General features: G+C 71.5%; 19 protein-coding genes and 1 riboswitch. Of the genes, 7 read left to right on the plus strand and 12 right to left on the minus strand.

All coding sequences use genetic code 11. From position 1 onward, the window contains the following. The first annotated feature begins 12 nt into the window (after positions 1-12). From QWG60_RS11845 to QWG60_RS11860, 4 genes are read left to right on the plus strand one after another with little or no spacing between them, the layout of a single operon-like run. Positions 13-1,068, plus strand: coding sequence for a FecCD family ABC transporter permease (locus QWG60_RS11845; RefSeq protein WP_146907182.1), 1,056 nt, complete (start codon positions 13-15; stop codon positions 1,066-1,068). Next, complete coding sequence (locus tag QWG60_RS11850) at positions 1,065-1,829, plus strand: ABC transporter ATP-binding protein (protein ID WP_046079854.1); 765 nt, start codon at positions 1,065-1,067, stop codon at positions 1,827-1,829. Before QWG60_RS11845 ends, QWG60_RS11850 begins: the two co-directional genes overlap by 4 nt. A 46-nt stretch (positions 1,830-1,875) precedes the next feature. After that, positions 1,876-2,238, plus strand: coding sequence for a hypothetical protein (locus tag QWG60_RS11855; RefSeq protein ID WP_146907179.1), 363 nt, complete (start codon positions 1,876-1,878; stop codon positions 2,236-2,238). Further along, positions 2,238-2,414, plus strand: coding sequence for a DUF1289 domain-containing protein (locus QWG60_RS11860; protein WP_082090930.1), 177 nt, complete (start codon positions 2,238-2,240; stop codon positions 2,412-2,414). Before QWG60_RS11855 ends, QWG60_RS11860 begins: the two co-directional genes overlap by 1 nt. Position 2,415: 1 nt before the next feature. Here QWG60_RS11860 and QWG60_RS11865 read toward each other — a convergent pair whose 3' ends face one another. From QWG60_RS11865 to cobT, 11 genes are all read right to left on the minus strand, one after another. Then, on the minus strand, positions 2,416-3,186 hold the full coding sequence (locus QWG60_RS11865; RefSeq protein ID WP_046079856.1) for an ABC transporter ATP-binding protein: 771 nt from the start codon (positions 3,184-3,186) through the stop codon (positions 2,416-2,418). 23 nt (positions 3,187-3,209) lie between these two features. Then, positions 3,210-4,208 (minus strand): FecCD family ABC transporter permease, encoded by a 999-nt coding sequence (locus QWG60_RS11870; RefSeq protein WP_173834959.1) that lies wholly within the window; start codon positions 4,206-4,208, stop codon positions 3,210-3,212. Further along, entirely contained in the window at positions 4,195-5,064 is an 870-nt protein-coding gene (locus tag QWG60_RS11875; RefSeq protein ID WP_246124612.1) for a cobalamin-binding protein, read from the minus strand. Before QWG60_RS11875 ends, QWG60_RS11870 begins: the two co-directional genes overlap by 14 nt. A gap of 41 nt (positions 5,065-5,105) precedes the next feature. Beyond that, positions 5,106-6,944: a TonB-dependent receptor domain-containing protein gene (locus QWG60_RS11880; RefSeq protein ID WP_107181206.1), complete on the minus strand. Its 1,839-nt coding sequence runs from the start codon at positions 6,942-6,944 to the stop codon at positions 5,106-5,108. A gap of 89 nt (positions 6,945-7,033) precedes the next feature. Beyond that, a riboswitch (cobalamin riboswitch) is annotated at positions 7,034-7,200 on the minus strand. A 248-nt stretch (positions 7,201-7,448) separates the two neighbouring features. Continuing rightward, entirely contained in the window at positions 7,449-7,871 is a 423-nt protein-coding gene (locus tag QWG60_RS11885) for a bifunctional adenosylcobinamide kinase/adenosylcobinamide-phosphate guanylyltransferase (RefSeq protein ID WP_046079859.1), read from the minus strand. Continuing rightward, positions 7,823-8,461 (minus strand): histidine phosphatase family protein, encoded by a 639-nt coding sequence (locus QWG60_RS11890; RefSeq protein WP_046079860.1) that lies wholly within the window; start codon positions 8,459-8,461, stop codon positions 7,823-7,825. Before QWG60_RS11890 ends, QWG60_RS11885 begins: the two co-directional genes overlap by 49 nt. Then, positions 8,413-9,171 carry an adenosylcobinamide-GDP ribazoletransferase gene (gene cobS / locus QWG60_RS11895; protein ID WP_046079861.1) on the minus strand — a complete coding sequence of 253 codons (759 nt, stop codon included), beginning with the start codon at positions 9,169-9,171 and terminating at the stop codon, positions 8,413-8,415. Before cobS ends, QWG60_RS11890 begins: the two co-directional genes overlap by 49 nt. Then, positions 9,168-9,710 carry a bifunctional adenosylcobinamide kinase/adenosylcobinamide-phosphate guanylyltransferase gene (locus QWG60_RS11900; protein WP_186810031.1) on the minus strand — a complete coding sequence of 181 codons (543 nt, stop codon included), beginning with the start codon at positions 9,708-9,710 and terminating at the stop codon, positions 9,168-9,170. Before QWG60_RS11900 ends, cobS begins: the two co-directional genes overlap by 4 nt. After that, positions 9,707-10,837: a threonine-phosphate decarboxylase CobD gene (gene cobD, locus QWG60_RS11905; RefSeq protein ID WP_146907173.1), complete on the minus strand. Its 1,131-nt coding sequence runs from the start codon at positions 10,835-10,837 to the stop codon at positions 9,707-9,709. Before cobD ends, QWG60_RS11900 begins: the two co-directional genes overlap by 4 nt. Continuing rightward, on the minus strand, positions 10,834-11,814 hold the full coding sequence (cbiB, locus tag QWG60_RS11910; protein WP_146907171.1) for an adenosylcobinamide-phosphate synthase CbiB: 981 nt from the start codon (positions 11,812-11,814) through the stop codon (positions 10,834-10,836). The genes cobD and cbiB overlap by 4 nt, the downstream gene beginning before the upstream one ends. Further along, positions 11,811-12,863, minus strand: a complete 1,053-nt coding sequence (cobT, locus tag QWG60_RS11915; protein ID WP_146907385.1) for a nicotinate-nucleotide--dimethylbenzimidazole phosphoribosyltransferase — start codon at positions 12,861-12,863, stop codon at positions 11,811-11,813. The genes cbiB and cobT overlap by 4 nt, the downstream gene beginning before the upstream one ends. A gap of 215 nt (positions 12,864-13,078) precedes the next feature. Here cobT and QWG60_RS11920 point away from each other — a divergent pair, with 215 nt between their 5' ends. From QWG60_RS11920 to QWG60_RS11930, 3 genes are all read left to right on the plus strand, one after another. Next, positions 13,079-14,404 (plus strand): sulfite oxidase, encoded by a 1,326-nt coding sequence (locus QWG60_RS11920; protein WP_146907169.1) that lies wholly within the window; start codon positions 13,079-13,081, stop codon positions 14,402-14,404. A 9-nt stretch (positions 14,405-14,413) separates the two neighbouring features. Further along, a complete protein-coding gene (locus QWG60_RS11925; protein ID WP_146907167.1) occupies positions 14,414-14,845 on the plus strand; it encodes a hypothetical protein in 432 nt (143 codons plus the stop codon). Positions 14,846-14,912: 67 nt separating this feature from the next. Further along, the gene (locus QWG60_RS11930; protein ID WP_146907164.1) at positions 14,913-15,983 is read left to right on the plus strand and encodes a PA0069 family radical SAM protein; all 1,071 of its coding nucleotides are present in this window, start codon (positions 14,913-14,915) and stop codon (positions 15,981-15,983) included. Here the strand turns inward: QWG60_RS11930 and QWG60_RS11935 are convergent. Further along, positions 15,980-16,936, minus strand: a complete 957-nt coding sequence (locus QWG60_RS11935) for a LysR family transcriptional regulator (RefSeq protein WP_146907162.1) — start codon at positions 16,934-16,936, stop codon at positions 15,980-15,982. The two genes, QWG60_RS11930 and QWG60_RS11935, sit on opposite strands and share 4 nt — an antisense overlap. Between the last annotated feature and the right edge of the window lie 179 nt (positions 16,937-17,115).

The following is a 17,115-nucleotide window of genomic DNA, read 5'->3' on the forward strand; positions in this document are numbered from 1 at the left end:
TCGCGCCCGCCCATGGCCAGGATAAGCGTCTCGCACTCCGCCTGGCACTGGGGCTGGCTGGCACCGCTGCTGCTGTTCGCCGCGGTGATGGCAGGCACCGCCATCGGCGAAACCGCGATTCCGTTCGACACCATCCTCAAGGTGCTGGCCAACCATCTCGGTGGCACGGCCTTCGCGGTGGATCGCATCGATGCCGGCATCGTCTGGGAATACCGTCTGAGTCGGGCGATCCTCGCCGCCTGCTGCGGCGCCGGCCTGGCGCTCGCCGGCGTGGTGCTGCAGGCGCTGCTGCGCAATCCCCTGGCCGACCCCTTCCTGATGGGCATCTCCGCCGGCGCCTCCACCGGCGCGGTGTCGGTGGCCATCCTCGGCGTCGGCGCCGGCACCCTGACGCTGTCGCTCGGCGCCTTCGCCGGCGCAGGCCTGGCCTTCGGTCTGGTGGTGCTGCTGGCCCATGCCGCCGGCAGCGGCACCGGCGGCGGCCGCGCGACCCAGGCCGCCGGCGCCATCATCCTCGCCGGCATCGCCGGCTCGCAGCTGTTCAACGCCCTCACCGCGCTGATCATCGCCAAGTCGGCGAGCGCCGAGCAGGCCCGCGGCATCATGTTCTGGCTGATGGGCAACCTCTCCGGCGTGCGCTGGAGCGACGTCGCCCTGGGGCTTCCCGCCGCCCTGGCGGGCCTGGCGATCTGCCTGTGGTACCGGCGCGCCCTGGACGCCTTCACCTTCGGCGCCGACAGCGCCGCGTCGCTGGGCATCCCCGTGCGCCGGGTGCGCGGCGTGCTGATCGCCGCCATGGCGCTGGTCACCGCCGCCATGGTGTCCATGGTCGGCGCCATCGGCTTCGTCGGGCTGGTGATTCCCCATGCCATGCGCTTCCTGGTCGGCAGCCGCCACACCCGGCTGCTGCCCGCCTCGGCGCTGGCCGGGGCCGTCTTCCTGATCGGCGCCGACGTGCTCTCGCGCACCCTGGTGGCCGGCCAGGTGCTGCCGATCGGCGTGGTCACGGCGCTGATCGGCGCCCCGGCCTTCGCCCTGATCCTGATCCGTGGGGCGAGGACGCAATGAGACTCTGCGCCGAACGCGTCGACTGGCGAGTCCACGGCCGCCGGCTGCTGGACGACGTCAGTCTGACGGTGGAACCGGGCGAGACCTTCGGCCTGGTCGGCCCCAACGGCTCGGGCAAGACCACCCTGCTGCGCGTGCTGGCCGGGCTGCGGCGGCCGAAGACCGGCCGCGCACTGGCGGACGGCCGGCCGATGCACGCCATGAAACCTCACGAGATCGCCCGCGCCATCGCCTTCGTCGAGCAGCAGGCGGACACCCTCGACCGCCTCCAGGTGCGCGAGGCCGTGGCACTGGGCCGCACGCCCTTCCTGTCGCCGCTGAGTCCCTGGCGCGAAGAGGACGATGCCATCGTCGACCGGGCACTGGCCGAGGTCGGCCTCGAGGCAATGGCCGAACGCCTGTGGCACACCCTCTCCGGCGGCGAGCGCCAGCGCGTGCACATCGCCCGCGCCCTGGCCCAGCGGCCCCGCGCCTTGCTGCTCGACGAGCCGACCAACCACCTGGACATCCGCCACCAGCTATCGATCCTGCGCCTGGTGAGGCGGCTGCCGATCACCGTGGTCGTCGCCCTGCACGACCTCGATCAGGCCATGGACTGCGACCGAATCGGCGTGATGGAAGGCGGCCGCCTCATCGACATCGGGCCGCCCCGGGAGGTGCTGACCCTCGAGCGACTGCGCCACACCTTCGGCGTGCACGCCGACTTCCTCGACGATCCCGAACAGGATCGACCGGTGCTGCGCTTCCGCCGCGCCCTGTAGATCGCTACCCTGCCCCACCACACGACATGACACGAGAGGGCTCGACATGCTCGACAAGAAAGCCAGCCGGCAAATGGAACGCCGGCTGACCCAGGCCCTGACCGACGCCTGCGAGACCGCCAAGCCGCTGCTGCCGGGCTTCGCCTGGCTGACCCACTTGGTGGACTACCGCCGCTTCCCCGACAGCCTGCGGGTGGTCTGGGTGTTCGAGACCCAGGACGACCTGGCCCGCGCGCTCAAGGGCGACGACCGCCGCCGCATGCGCGAGCTCACCGAAGCCGCCCTGTTCGAGGTGGACGTGGATATCCGCGACATCGACGCCCATCTGGACGCCGACAGCGAGGAAGAGTGCCGCCGCGTGCACGGCGGCGACTGGGAGCGGCGGCTGGCCGTGCTGGAGCGGCACTGATGGCCAAGCGCATCGAGAGCCCCTGCGTCTCGATCTGCCAGCTGAAGGGCGGGCTGTGCGTGGGCTGCGGCCGCACCACCGATGAGATCACCCGCTGGCAGTCGATGAAGCGCCCGGAGCGCATGAAGACCAACCAGCTCGCGACGCAGCGGCTGAAGAAGCTGAAAAAGGACTGAGTCAGCGGGTCGGCACGAAAACCGGCGCCCCGTCGACTTCGACACACATCAGTTTCTGGTGATAGAGGCTTTCGAGGGCCTCGACCGTCAGCATGGCCTCCGCCTCCCCCCAGCAGGCCTCGCCGTCGGGATAGAGCAGCAGCAGATGACTGCACCAGCGCGCCGCCAGGTTGAGGTCATGCAGGCACATCATCACGCCGTGGCCGCGATCGGCCTGCTCGGCGAGCAGCGCCATGGCCGCCACCTGGTGATGCAGGTCGAGGTGATTGGTGGGCTCGTCGGCGAGCCAGACGTCCGGCGCCTGGGTCAGCACCGTGGCCAGGCTGACCCGCTGGCGCTCGCCGCCGGAGAGCGTCGCCAGCTCGCGCTCGGCCAGGTGCGAGAGCTCGAGGCGCTCCAGCGCCGCCACCGCGCGGGCGTGATCCTCGGGGCCCTCCTGGCGCCAGGGCGAGAGGAACGGATGGCGGCCGATCAGGGCGGTCTCGCGCACCGTGGCCGGAAAGTCGTCGTGGCGCTCCTGGAACACCACCCCCAGCCGTCGGGCCAGCGCGCGGCGCCGCCAGTGCGACAGCCCGCGCCCGTCGAGGCGCACTTCCCCCGCCCGCGGCGGCCGGAGCCCGGCCAGGGTATGCAGCAGCGTGGTCTTGCCGGCGCCGTTGGGCCCGAGCACGCCCCAGCGCTGGCCAGGCTCGATGGCGAGATCGAGCGCCCGGCCATCCGGCCGCCCCGGCACGTCGATCACCAGGCCTGTCGCTTCCAGCCCCTTCGCCATCCGCCCCTTCGCCGCCGGGCCCGTCATCGCCGGCTCCGCTGCAGCAGGAAGAGGAAGGTCGGCACCCCGATCAGCGCGGTAATCACGCCCACCGGCAGCTGCTGCGGGGCGATCAGGGTACGCGCCAGGGTATCGGCCAGGGTCAGCAGGGTGCCGCCGGCCAGCAGACTCGCCGGCAGGATGCGCCGCTGGTCGTTGCCGAGCCGCAGACGCAGCATGTGCGGCACCATCAGGCCGACGAAGCCGACGCTGCCGGCGGTGGTCACCGCCACCGCGGTGACCAGGCTCGCCAGCAGGTAGAGGGCCCACTCCAGCGGCCGCACCGCCACGCCCAGCGCGGCGGCCTGCAGCCCGCCCCGGGCCAGCACGTTGAGGGTACGCCCCAGCGGCAGCACCACGGCCAGCGCGGCCGCGGCCGTCACCAGCACCGGCCAGGGGCTGCCGGCGTAGGCCAGATCGCCCATCAGCCAGTAGAGCATGCCGGGCAGGCGCTCCACCGGGCTGACCGCCAGCAGGAAGCTGATCAGCGCGCCCCAGCCCGAGGCCATCACCACCCCGGTGAGCAGCAGCCGAGTCGGCGTCCAGCTGCCGCCGCCGTGGGCCAGGCCGAACACGATCAGCGTCGAGGCCAGCGCTCCGGCGAAGGCCGCGCCGCCCACCAGGGCGGCGCCGAGTCCGGCCAGCATGGCGGCGAGCGCCGCCACCGAGGCGCCGCCGGAGAGCCCCAGCACGTAGGGATCGGCCAGCGGGTTGCGCAGCAGGATCTGCATCAGCGCGCCGGCCATGGCCAGCAGCGCGCCGGTGCCGAAGGCCGCAAGCGCCCGGGGCAGGCGCAGCTCCAGCACCAGGGTGCGATGCAGCGCCTCGCCGCCGCCGGTCAGCACCTGGACGAGCTCGCCCGGGCCGATCGCCACGCTGCCGAGGGACAGCGCCAGCCCCTGAGACAGCAGCGCCGCCAGCGCCAGCCCGACCAGCGGGCCGCGGGCGCTACTCAGCCGCTCCGACGCCCTAGCGCCGCTCACGGGCGGCCTCCAGATCCGCGCACAGCGCCCGGGTGCCCTCGACCAGCCGCGGCGTGGCGCGCTGCACCAGGTCGGGGTCGACGAAGAACAGGTTGTCGCGGCGCACCGCGGTCAGCTCGGGAAAGTCGCGCCAGGCCTCGAGCCAGCGGAAGTCGGCCTTGCCCATACCGCCGGTGATGATCGCCTCGGGATCGCGGGCCAGCACGGCTTCGCGGCCGATGCGCGGCACCAGCGGCGACTCGTCGGCGAACAGGGTCTCACCGCCGCACAGCGACAGCGCCCGGCTGATCCAGTGCTCGCCGTTGACCGTCATCAGCGGCTCGTCCCAGACCTGGTAGAAGACCGACACCGGGGCGGCGCCGGCGTATCGGCTGCGCAGCTCGGCCACCTCGCCGCGCAGCCTGTCGGCCGCGGCCCGGCCTTGCGCCTCGCTGCCGGCCAGCGCGCCCAGGCGCTCGAGGCTCGAGGCGATGGCGGCGAAGTCGCCGGCGTCGGAGAAATAGACCGGCAGACCGAGCGCGGCCAGGCGCTCGACCTGCTCCCGGGGATTGCCGCTCGACCAGGCCACGATCAGGTCGGGGTCGAGGGCCAGCAGCGCTTCGAGGTCGAGGCGGTCGTAGCTGCCGACCCGGGGCAGATCCTCGGCCGCGGCGGGATAGTCGCTGAAGCTCACCGCCCCCACCACCTGCTCGCCGGCGCCGGCAGAGAACAATAGCTCAGTGACGCCGGGCGAGAGCGCCACGATGCGCGTCGCCGGTGCGGCCAGGCAGACCTCACGCTCGGCATCGTCAGTGACGCAGATCGACTCATCGGCCTGGGCCTGCGCGAAAGACAGCCCCGCCGTCAGCCACAGCATGGCCACGACGGCCCACCGCGCCGGGTGTCGCCGGATCGGCATCAGCCGCCGAAGCTCACGCTGACAAAGGCCGCGCGGCCCGGGCTGTTGTAGCCACCGACCGTCTGGTACTGCTTGTCGAGCAGGTTCTCCAGCGTCAGGCGCGTCGACCAGCCCGGGGCGAAATTCCAGCCGGCGCGCAGGTCGAGGGTGGCGAAGCCGCCGAGGCGCTGTTCGTTGGCCTCATCCGCATAGCGATGGTCCTGGGCGATCACCGAGCCGCCAAGCGTCCAGTCGCCCAGCGCGCGGTCGGCGTCGAAGCGCAGGCTGCGCGAGGCACGATGCTGCAGACGCTTGCCGGTCTCGCGGTTCTCGGGGTCGACGTAGGTCAGGGCGGCGCGCAGCGTCCAGTCCTCAACGTCGGCGCCGGTGGCGACTTCCACGCCGCGAATCCGGGCCCGGTCGACGTTGTCCGTGGTATCGACGAAGCCATCGCCGTCGCTGTCGACATTGGTGATCAGGTCGTCGATGTCGCTCTGGTAGACCGCCAGGTCCCAGAATCCGCGGCCGAGCTGGCCCCGGATGCCCAGCTCATAGGTCTCCGAGGTTTCCGGGTCGAGATCCGGATTGCCTACGAAGAAGCCATCGAACGGATAGTAGAGGTCGTTGAACGTCGGCGCGCGGAAGGCGGTGCCATAGCTGGCCCGCAGGGTATGGATATCGTCGAGGGCGACACCCAGCGCCAGGCTGCCGGTCGTCTCCTCGCCGTAGGCCTCGTTGTCGTCGTGGCGCAGCGAGGCCTGGACGGTCAGCGGCGAGAAATCCATCAGCGCCTGGGTAAAGACGGCCGTGTTGTCGCGACTCTCCACCGAAAAAGCCCCGCTTCCGGTCTCGCTGTCGTTGACCTCTTCCTCACGGTATTCTCCGCCGACGACCAGCTGGTGCGGCCCCAGGTCCAGGGTATTTTCCCAGCGTGCCGTCTGCGCCTGGGTATCGAAGACACTGCCATACAGCGGCGTTGCCTGCTTGTCCCTCGCCTCGCTCAGCGTCAGGCGGCTGGACCAGGTCTCGGTGATCGGCAGCTCACCGTAGACGCCGGCCACCTGCTGCACGTAATCGGTATCGGCGGGAGTGCCGAAGGCATCGAACTCGGTATTGCCGCGCGCCCGCAGCGCCAGCACGCCCAGCTCGGCGCCGCCGGCGAAGGTGTGCGAGAGGCGCATCAGACCGGTGGTGTTGTCGTAGCCCTTGTCGCCCTCGCCGTCGACGATCTCGTAGCCGTCGCTCTCCAGTCGGCTGGCGGCCACATAGTAGCGGGTGCCCCCCTCGCTGCCGGACAGCGAGGCACTGGCACGGCGGGTATCGAAGCTGCCGCCGCCGAGCGTGATGCGCGGGGCCGGCTCGCCCTCGCCCTCGGGGGTGAACAGCTGGACCACGCCGCCCACGGCGTCGGCGCCGTAGAGGCTGCCGCGGGGGCCACGCACGATCTCGACGCGCTCGAACATGCGCGGCTCGAGAAACTGCCAGGCCGGGCCGCCAGCGGTGGCGGAGCGCAGCCGGATACCGTCGATCATCAGCGGCGTGGACTCGCTGCCGGTGCCACGCAGGTAGACGCTGGTGGTCTTGCCGAAGCCGCCGCTGGAGGTCACGTCGACGCCGGGCTGGGCGCGCAGCGCATCGGTAATGTCCGTCGGGTCCTGACGGCGCAGCTGGTCCTCGTCGATCACGGTGACCGAGGCCAGGCTCTCGTCGGCGGTGCGCGGCGCCAGAGCGGCGGTCACCACCAGCGGGTTGAGGGTCTCGGCGGCGGCGTCATCGGCGGCCTCGCCCTGGGCCTGGACGGCCAGCGGCAGCGCGGCCAGGGCAAACGCCAGGCCGCGGGAGGGATAGGGCTTGTTCATGGGAGTCCTTGCTCACCGTGCTCACCCGCACGGCGTATCGGTTTTTATCCAGCCGCGGGCTGTCTCGCCCATTGCGGCGCTGGCTCTCGGGCCGGTCTCCGGGCTGACGAGCGAGGCGCCTGTGCGCCTCCACACCGCCGCCTTCCCGTGCGTGGCACAGTGGCATGTGGCGGTGCGTGACTCGATCACCGTTGCGGGGGCAGCGTCGGACTGGATCACCGACTTCCCGTTTACCCTCGCCCTTCTTGTCGGGGCCTGTTGCGCCTGCCGACAGGACAGACTGGCGGGTCACCCGAGAGTGCGGCGTAAGCTAGCAATCGCCTACCGGGGCGTCAACGCGGCATGGAGACGTTGGCACGAGGTGAGGGGCGCCGGGGACAGGTCGTAGAGGGGGTTTTTGCCATGGATGGCAAAAGTAGCGCCCCGGGATGGGTTCACAGCGCCCCTCAGAGACCTGTCGCCGGGAAAGCCCCGAGTGATGTCTCTGGGGCCGGAGCAAGGCCCTCACAATCTCCGCGCCAACCCATGGCGCACATACCAGACCGATTCGGCGCGGGCGGCGGCATCCTGTGCCAGCCAGCCGGCCAGATCGCGCAGGCGTCGGTCCGCCGCGTCCATGGGCACGATGCCGCGGCCCATCTCGGGCAGGATCAGCACGATCTCTCCCCTCGCCTCCCGCTCGGCGTCTTTCAGCGCGTCGAGCGACGCGACCAGCCGCGCGCGCAGCCGGTCATCGTCGGGCTCCGTGGCCAGCGCGTTTTCCAGCCAGCGCGTCCAGCCGGTCAGCACCCGCACCGCGCCCGGGCGCAGGTCATGCTCGCGGCCGTCGAGCCCCAGCTCGTCGATCCGAGCCCAGCCGGCGTCGGGGAAGCGCGCCGCTACGAGATCGCGCTTGCCGGCGCAGGCACCGCCGATGAAGAGCTGCATGACCAGCCGTCCTCCTCGAGTGTGAACGTGAAACGCCGCCCCTGGGCCTGGCCGACCACGCCGTCCCAGAAGTCCGCGTCTTCCAGACGCCGGCGCAGCTCGCGGATGGCGCCGCCGTGGCTGACCGCCAGCACGCGGCGATGGCCCGCCTTCCGCGCCTCGGCCAGCACCTCCTCGAGCCAGGCCGAGAGCCGCGCCCAGAGGTCGTCGGCGGACTCGCCGCCGGGCGTGGCCAGCCGACCCTGGCTGTCGACCCAGGCGCGATAGTCGGGATCGTCCTTGAGCTCGGCCCAGGTCCGCCCCTCGTAGTCGCCGAAGGCCAGCTCGCGTAGCCGGGCATCGAGGCGCGGTGCGCCGCTTTCCCGACCTTCCAGCACGTGGGCCAGGGTCTGGCGGCAGCGGGTCAGGTCGCTGCAGTGCACGGCGTCGAAGGCGACGTCGGCCAGCGCCTCGCGCAGCCTGTCGAGGTCCGCCTCGGCGTCCGGCAGCAGCAGCGGAATGTCGCGATGGCCCTGGTAGCGGCGCTCACGGTTCCAGCTCGTCAGGCCATGACGAACGACCACCAGCTCCAGGCGATCAGCAGCAGCCATAGTTCTCCTCCCTCGATGGCGGCGCCGACGATGTCGCCATTGATGCCGCCGAAGGCCCGGCGCACCGCCCGGCCGTAGATGATGACGAAGCCCGCCAGGCCGACCAGCAGCCAAGCCAGCCCGGGCACGAAAACCAGACACGCCAGCGCCGGCAGCGCGGCCAGCACCAGGTCGCGCCGACCGAGACTCTGCTGCCAGGCGTGGGCCAGGCCCTCGGCGCGGGCGGCGGGCTGGCTCACCAGCAGGCCGACCGCGGCCAGCCGGCCCAGCGCCACCACCGGCACCAGCCACCAGGGGCTCGCCCCGGCCGCCAGCAGCGCCCACAGCAGTGCCGCCTTCCAGGCCAGCTGGAAGACCAGCGCCAGCATGCCGAAACTGCCGACCTGCGGGTCCTTCATGATCGCCCAGCGCTTCTCGAGCGGAGCGTTGCTGCCGAGCGCGTCGGCCAGGTCCATCAGTCCGTCGAGGTGCAGCCCGCCGGTCAGCGCCACCCACAGGCTGAGCAGCAAAAGCGTCAGCAGCGGCAGAGGCAGCAGGCCCTCGAGCAGCGTGCCGGCGGCGGCCACGATCACCCCCACCAGCGCACCCACCAGCGGATAGGCCCGCGCCGCCCAGCGCCGGGTGGCCGGCGTCCAGGGGCAGGCAAGCGTCACCGGCAGCCGGGTCAGGAACTGGATGGCCAGCAGCACGCCGAAGCCCGCGTCCTTCATGAATCGCCTCCTTTCCAGTCGATGACGCAGCCCGCCACCACCTCGATCACGCGATTCGACGCCGCGGCCAGATCGCGATGCAGGGCCTGCAGGAAGGCCAGATAGCGCCACACCAGGGCGTCGCGGGGCGGCAGTTCCTCGTTGAGATCGTTGGAGACCACCACCAGGGCGAGGTCGCGGCGGCGGGCCTCGTCGAGCCCGGCCGCCAGCATCGCCCGGCCCTCGGCCTGCGAGAGCCCGGCCTCGAACATCACCCGGCTGGCCCACAGGGTCAGGCAGTCGAGCAGCACCGTGCTGCCCGGGGGCATCGCGGCGAGCGCCTCGGCGAAGGCCAGCGGCGGCTCCAGGGTCAGCCAGCCGTCGCCGCGCTCGCGACGGTGGCGAGCGATGCGGGCGGCCATCTCGTCGTCGCCGGCCCGAGCGGTGGCGGTGGCGAGATAGAAGCGCGCGCCGCCGCGGGCCGACTGCCACTCGTCGACCAGCGCCTCGGCCAAGCCGCTCTTGCCGGAGCGGGCCCCGCCGGAGACGAAGGCGATCATGGGCGCCGCCATGCCGCCAGGGCCTCGAGCAGCCGGGCATTGTCGTCGCCGCCGCGCAGCGCCAGGCGCAGCCAGGCGCCGTCGAGACCGGGGAAGCCGTGGGTATGGCGGGCCAGGAGGCCGCGCTCGAGCAGGAAGGCGAACAGCGCCCCCGCTTCCTCGGCGTCCTCTCCGCCGCGCAGCAGCAGGAAGTTGGCGTGGGTCCGGGGCACCGTGTAGCCCAGCGCGCGCACGCGCTCGGGAAGGTCGCGCTCGGTGGCGAGCCAGGCCCGGGTACGGGCCAGATAGTCACGGTCGGCGAGCAGCGACGCCGCCAGCCCCAGGGCCAGGGCGTTGACGCTCCACGGCATCTGCAAATCGGCCAGCCGCGCGACCGCCTCGGGGGCACCGAGCAGGTAGCCTAGCCTGAGCCCCGGCACGTCGAACAGCTTGGTCAGCGAGCGCAGCAGCAGCAGGTTCGGTGAACGCTCGAGCAGCGGCGTCAGCCGTTCTTCATGCTCGGTGAAGTCGACGAAGGCCTCGTCCACCACCAGGGTGGTACCGGTCTGGTCGGCCCTCGCCAGCAGCCGCTCGACGTCGGCGCGGGGCACCAGGGTGCCGCTGGGGTTGTTGGGCCGGCACAGGAAGGCGATCTCGACACCGGCCAGGGCGGCCTCGGCGGCGTCGAGGTCGAGCCGGAACTCGGGCATCGCCAGGCCCAGCCGCTCGACCTCGAGGCCATGCCGAGCGCAGGCCAGGGCGTACTCGCAGAAGGTCGGCTCGATCACCAGCGCCCGGCCACCGGCATGCCGCGCGGCGGCGAGATGGATCGCCTCGATGCCGCCGTTGGTGACCAGCACCCGCGCCGGCGCCACGCCGTCGTTGGCGGCGATGGCCCGGCGCGCCCGATCGTCGTCCGGGTCCGGATAGCGGGCCAGCGACGCGGCACCGCCCAGCGGCTCACTCATCCAATCGCTCAGCCAGTCGCCGAGCCAGGGCGGCGGTCCAAGAGGGTTGAGGTTGGCGCTGAAATCGATCACCGGGTGGTCGGCCGGCAGGCCATGGCGCGCCAGCAGCGGCGCGATGCGCCCGCCGTGGGCGGGCCAGCCCGGTGTGCTGTTCGCATCCGGTCCTGCGTGTGCCGTCATGCCAGCCACTCCCGCAGCAGCACCAGCGACGCCAGCAGCGCCAGCACGCCGATCCAGCCGCCGTGCATATGATGGATGGCGCGCTCGATATGGGACACGCTCAGCGGCTCCAGCGCGCGGCCGAGGACGGCGCGATGCGAGGGGCGACCGTCGTAGTGGTTGAGCCCGCCGAGCTGCACGCCCAGCAGGTGCGCCACCATGGCCTCGGGCCAGCCGGCGTTGGGGCTCGGGTGCCGCGGCGCCTCGCGGCGGGTGGCGGCCATGGCCCCCTGCGTGCGGCCGCCGACGACGAGCCGAGCGGCCAGCCACATGGCCAGAGCCGTGAGCCGCGCCGGCACCCAGTTGACGGCGTCGTCCAGGCGCGCCGAGGCGCGGCCGAAGTCTTCATAGCGCGGGCTACGATAGCCGACCATGGAGTCCAGCGTGTTGACCGCCTTGTAGGCCAGCGCCAGCGGCGCCCCGCCGATCAGCGCCCAGCACAGCGGGGCGGTGATGCCGTCCACGGTGTTCTCGGCCACGGTCTCCACCGCGCCGCGGGAAAGCCCCGCCTCGTCCAGCGTGTCGGTATCGCGGCCGACGATCCCCCCCAGCGCGCGGCGGGCCGCCGGCAGATCGCCCTGCCTGAGCGGCTCGGCCACCGCCCGGGCCGCCTGGGCGAGACCGCGGGTGGCAAAGGCCGTGGCCAGCATGACGAGCTCGGCGGCGAGCGACAGCGCCGGCGACAGCCAGGCCAGCATCGTCAGCAGGCCCCAGGCCAGCGCCCAGGTGCCGGCGGGCACCGCCACCGCCAGCCACAGGCCGCGCCGACGGCGTGCCTCGGCGCGGCCGTGGTTCCAGGCGCGCTCGAGCCTGGCGATCGCCCGACCGATGCCGACCACCGGATGCGGCAGCCAGGCCGGGTCACCCAGCGCGAGGTCGATGGCCAGCGCAACACCGACCAGCGCCAGCAGTTCCCAGGACAGCGGGTCCAGCGTCATGCTCGAGGCTCCTCGTGCTCGCTGCGGTCGTCGACGCCGGCGGCGTCGAAGGTGGCCATCTCGGCGAGCATCGCCGTGGCCGCCTCGAGCAGCGGGAAGGCCAGGGCCGCGCCGCTGCCCTCGCCCAGGCGCAGCTCCATGGCCAGCAGCGGGTCGGCGTCGAGCGCCGCCAGGGCATGGGCGTGGCCGGGCTCATGGGAGCGATGGCCGAAGATCAGGTAGGGACGCAGCGCCGGGTCGAGCCGGCAGGCGGTCAGCGCGGCCACGGTGGCGATGAAGCCGTCGACCAGCACCGGCAGGCGCCGTGCCGCCGCTTCCAGGCAGGCCCCGACCATGGCGGCGATCTCGAGCCCGCCGAGCTTCGCCAGCACGTCCAGCGGGTCCGCGGGATCGGCCGCGCGGGCGGAAAGCGCCGCCTCGATCACCGCGCGCTTGTGGGCCAGCGCCTCGCCGGCCACGCCGGTGCCCGGGCCGACCAGCTCGGCGACGGGCACGCCGGTCAGCGCCGCCAGCATGGCGCTGCTGGCAGTGGTGTTGGCGATGCCCATCTCGCCGGCGATCAAACAGCGGCAGCCCGCCGCCGCGGCCCGCTCGGCGGCGCGACGACCGACAGCGATGGCGGCCAGCGCCTCGTCGCGGCTCATGGCGTCCTCGCGGGCCAGGTTGCCGGTGCCGGGGCGGATGCGTTCATGGACGACGCCCTCGGCGGGCAGCGCATTGGCCACGCCCACGTCGACCACCTCCAGCCGGGCATCGATGCGGCGGGCGAAGGCGTTGATGGCCGCGCCGCCGGCGACGAAGTTGGCCACCATCTGGGCCGTCACCGCCTGGGGAAAGGCCGAGACGCCCTCCGCCGCCACGCCGTGGTCGGCGGCGAACACCACCACCGCGGGCGGGCCGACCCGCGGGAAATCCTCGCCGGTGATCGCAGCCAGGCTCACCGCCAGGGACTCCAGGCGGCCGAGGCTGCCCGGTGGCTTGGTCAGGGTGTCGAGATAGCGGGCCACGCGCCCGGCACAGGCGGTATCGGGCGCGGGAATGGGCGGCATGGCATCGGTCACTGGGCGTCTCCGGGCGTCCTTGGCGAGGCGGGCATTCTACCAGAGGCAGACCTGACTCCGCGGGCCTAAGCTGATCAAGGCCAGACCGTGACAGCGAGCGTGCCCGACACGCCCTCATCACGCGCCTTCATAACAACAGCTCACGACATCAGCCCGGCCGACGACGCCTGCGCCGCCCGCCGGGCGCTTCAGGAGTCAGCGCCATGACCAGGAAGCTTCCCCGCACCCGCGGCCTGCATGAGCTCTACGCCGAAGACCCGCAACGGGCCGACCGGCTGCTCTGGGATCGCGACGTCGACCCCGTCACCCGACGCGGTTTTCTCAAGCGCTCCAGCCTGCTGGCGATGGCCGCCGCGGTGGGCGCCCAGATCCCCTTCGCCGATCGCATGCCCGGCGGGCTGATTCCCGCCGCCCTGGCCCAGAGCGACGAGCCCTTCACGCTGCAGGGCAAGGAGGGCCTGACGGTGCTCAACGATCGGCCGATCAACGCCGAGACGCCGGCCCACCTGCTCGACGACGACATCACCCCCGCCGAGCGCATGTTCGTGCGCAACAACGGCATTCCGCCGGCGATGGATGCCATCGACGTCGCCGCCTGGCGGCTGGAGGTCGCCGGGGAATCCTGCGTGACGCCCATGACCTTCTCCATCACCGAGCTCAAGGAGCGCTTCGCGCATCACACCTACCAGCTGCAGGTGGAATGCGGTGGCAACGGCCGCAGCGAATATGTGCCCGCGGCCAGCGGCAACCAGTGGACCACCGGCGCGGTGGCCTGCCCACGCTTCACCGGCGTGCGGCTGCGCGACGTGCTGGAGGCCTGCGGCATCGCCGACGACGCCGTCTATGTCGGCTACTACGGCGCCGACGCCCATGCCAGCGGCGATCCGAATCGCGATCCCATCTCCCGCGGGGTGCCGATGGAGAAGGCGCTGGAGGACGAGTCGCTGATCGCCTGGGCGATGAACGATGCCGACATCCCCTACCTGAACGGGCATCCGCTGCGCCTGGTATGCGGCGGCTGGCCCGGCTCGGTGTCGGGCAAGTGGCTCGAGCGCATCGTGATCCGCAACCGCAAGCACGACGGCACCAAGATGGGGGCGCCCTCCTACAGCGTGCCCAAGCACCCGGTCGCGCCCGGCACCGACGTGCCGCTGGAGGACTTCGAGACCATCCAGTCAATGCCGGTGAAGTCGCTGGTGACCTTTCCGAAGTCCGGCATCACCCACGCGCTGGGCGAGCCGCTGACGGTACGCGGCCACGCCTGGGCCGGCGACCTGGCGGTCGAGGCGGTCCACGTCTCGATCGACTTCGGCGCCACCTGGCAGCCGGCCGAGCTCAGCGCCGCGCCCAACCGCCTGGCCTGGCAGCGCTGGACCAGCGCCCTGGACTTCCCCGAGCCCGGCTACTACGAGGTCTGGGCCAAGGCCACCGACAGCCAGGGACGCGCGCAGCCCATGGTCGTGCCGGGCTGGAATCCCAAGGGCTATCTCAACAACGCCTGCCACCGCATCGCCGTTCAGGTGGCCTAGGGGGATGCCATGACACGCACGAACTCCCGTCGGCATCCGGCGCTGGCCGCGGCGCTGCTGCTGTCCATCGGGGTCTTCTTTCAGGGAGGCTCTTTTCAAGGGGCTTGGGCCCAGGACGACGCACCGGCCACCGATCCGGACAGCGGCCTGGTCCAGGCCGAGGGCTGGCAGGTGGTCAAGGCCAACTGCACGGTGTGCCACTCCGCCAGGCTGATCACCCAGAACAGTGGCTCGCGCAACCACTGGGAGCACCTGATCCGCTGGATGCAGGACACCCAGGGACTGTGGCCATTCCAGCCCGAGATGGAGGCCACCATCCTCGACTATCTGGCCGAGCACTACGGCCCCAAGGAAGACGCCCGACGCGCGCCGCTGCCGCGCCAGCTGATGCCGGACAATCCCTACTCACGCCCAGCGGAGATCGGATCGGCTTCCGGCTAGGACAGCGGGCTGAACGACGTCGCCATCGCCGCTATACTGTATATATAGACAGAAAAAGGAAGCCCGCATGGCGACGTCACCCTCGAACGCCGTGGCCCGCAAGGGCCGCGGCGCCACCTTCGATCCCGACAACCGCTTCGCCCCCATGCGGGTGGAGGCGGTGGACGACGGCTGGTGGCAGGAGGCCGTGCCCGAGCGGCTGGCCACCCGGGTCACCGAGGAGCAGGCCCGCAGCGCGCTGGCCTGGAACCGCTCGCCGGACCTGCCCTTCGACCGTTCGCTGAATCCCTACCGCGGCTGCGAGCACGGCTGCATCTACTGCTATGCGCGCCCCAGCCACGCCTACTGGGATCTCTCCCCGGGGCTCGACTTCGAGACCCGGCTGATCGCCCGCCAGGGCCTGGTCGAACGCCTGGAGGAGGAGTTGGCCCGCCCCGGCTACGAATGCCGCCCGATCAACCTGGCCGGCAACACCGATGCCTACCAGCCCCTCGAGGCCGAACGCGGCACCACCCGTCGGCTGCTGGCCTTCCTGCTCGACTGCCGCCATCCCGTCACCCTGGTGACCAAGGGCGCGCTGGTGCTGCGCGATCGCGACCTGCTCGCCGAACTGGCCAAGCGGCGGTTGGTACGGGTGCTGGTCAGCCTGACCAGCCTGGACGCCGACCTGAAGCGCACCCTGGAGCCCCGCACCGCCGCCCCGGCGACGCGCCTGAAGATGATCGAGCGGCTTACCGACGCCGGGGTGCCGACGGGCGTGCTGGTCTCGCCGGTGATTCCGGGGCTGACCGATCACGAACTGGAGCGACTGCTGGACGCCGCCAGAGCAGCCGGCGCCATGGAGGCGCGCTGGATGCTGCTGCGCCTGCCCAGGGAGGTAGCACCGCTGTTCGAGGACTGGCTGGCCCAGCACTATCCCGATCGGGCCGCCAAGGTGATGAGCCTGATCCGCCAGTGCCGCGGCGGCCAGGACTACGACGCCCGCTTCGGCCATCGCATGCGCGGCCAGGGGGTATTCGCCGACCTTCTCGATCAGCGCTTTCGCCAAGCTTACCGGCGGCTCGATTTCCCCGGCCTGCCGGCGCTGGATACCGATGCCTTCCGACCGCCGCGCCGCCAGGGCGACCTGTTCGACTAGGCCCACCCCTCGGCTTTTTGACTAGGCCGCCCCTCGCCTTCGATCTGTCTATTCAGCTCTTCAAGGTAGCTCTCCAGCACCAGATTGGGCGGCGAGCCCTTGCGGGTGATGGCGCTGTAGCGGGTCAGGTACTGCCGGCTCGCCGGATTCAGGGCTCGCATCCGGCCGTCACGCACCCAGCGCTCGGCATAGTGGGTCGGCAGATAGCCGACATAGCGGCCGGAAAGGATCAGGAAGGCGATACCCTCCCGGTCGGTGGCCGAAGCCGAGGCGCGCAGGGATTCATGGAGCGCCTTGATCTCCGGCGCCTGGGCATAGGCGGGCAGCACCGCATCGCACTCCGCCAGCTGGTGCTCCATCACGTCGGCGACATCGAACAGCGGATGGCCCTCGGCGCAGTAGAGCCGTGAGGCCTCCTCGTAGAGCGAGCGATACTCGAGCCCCGGCAGGGTCTTCAAGGCCGGCACCACGCCGGTATGCAGGCGACCGTCCAGCACTGCCAGCTCGATGTCGTTGGGCGGGATCATGCGGATATTGATGCGCACCTCGTCGCCGCGCGTCTTGAGGGCGCTGAGCGCGTGGGTGATATGCATCTCGGGCATGGTCACCAGGTTGTCGGTGATGCCGATGTTGAGCTCGCCCTTGAGCCGGGCATGCAGGCCATTGACCCGGGTGCGAAATCCTTCCACCGCAGCCTGCAGCTGCAGGGTGGCCTCATAGACCTCGCTGCCCTCGTCGGTCAGGGCGAAGCCGCTTCGCCCCCGCTGGCACAGGCGCAGCCCGAGCCGCGTCTCGAGATCGTTCATCGCCATGCTGATCGCCGCGCGGCTGATGTTCAGCTCCACCTCGGCGGCGGAGAAGCCGCCGCATTCGACGACCTTGCGATAGATCCGCAGCAGGCGAAGATCGGCATCGCTGGGCTGCCCCGTGAAGGCCGGCTTGTGCTGCGACATGGCGGTATTCCCGTGTTCATGGCGGAGACATCGAGCATAGCGCCGCCCGACCACAAAGTTAACCATATGCTTTCATGAAGGTAAGACGTCATGGGTTTAACTGATCGATAGCACGGCCTAACGTCGACATCAGAGCGTTCCATCCGAACAGCCACACCCAGAACAGACCAGCCCGTCAC

It is taken from the genome of Halomonas halophila (genome assembly GCF_030406665.1).
GTDB lineage: Bacteria > Pseudomonadota > Gammaproteobacteria > Pseudomonadales > Halomonadaceae > Halomonas > Halomonas halophila.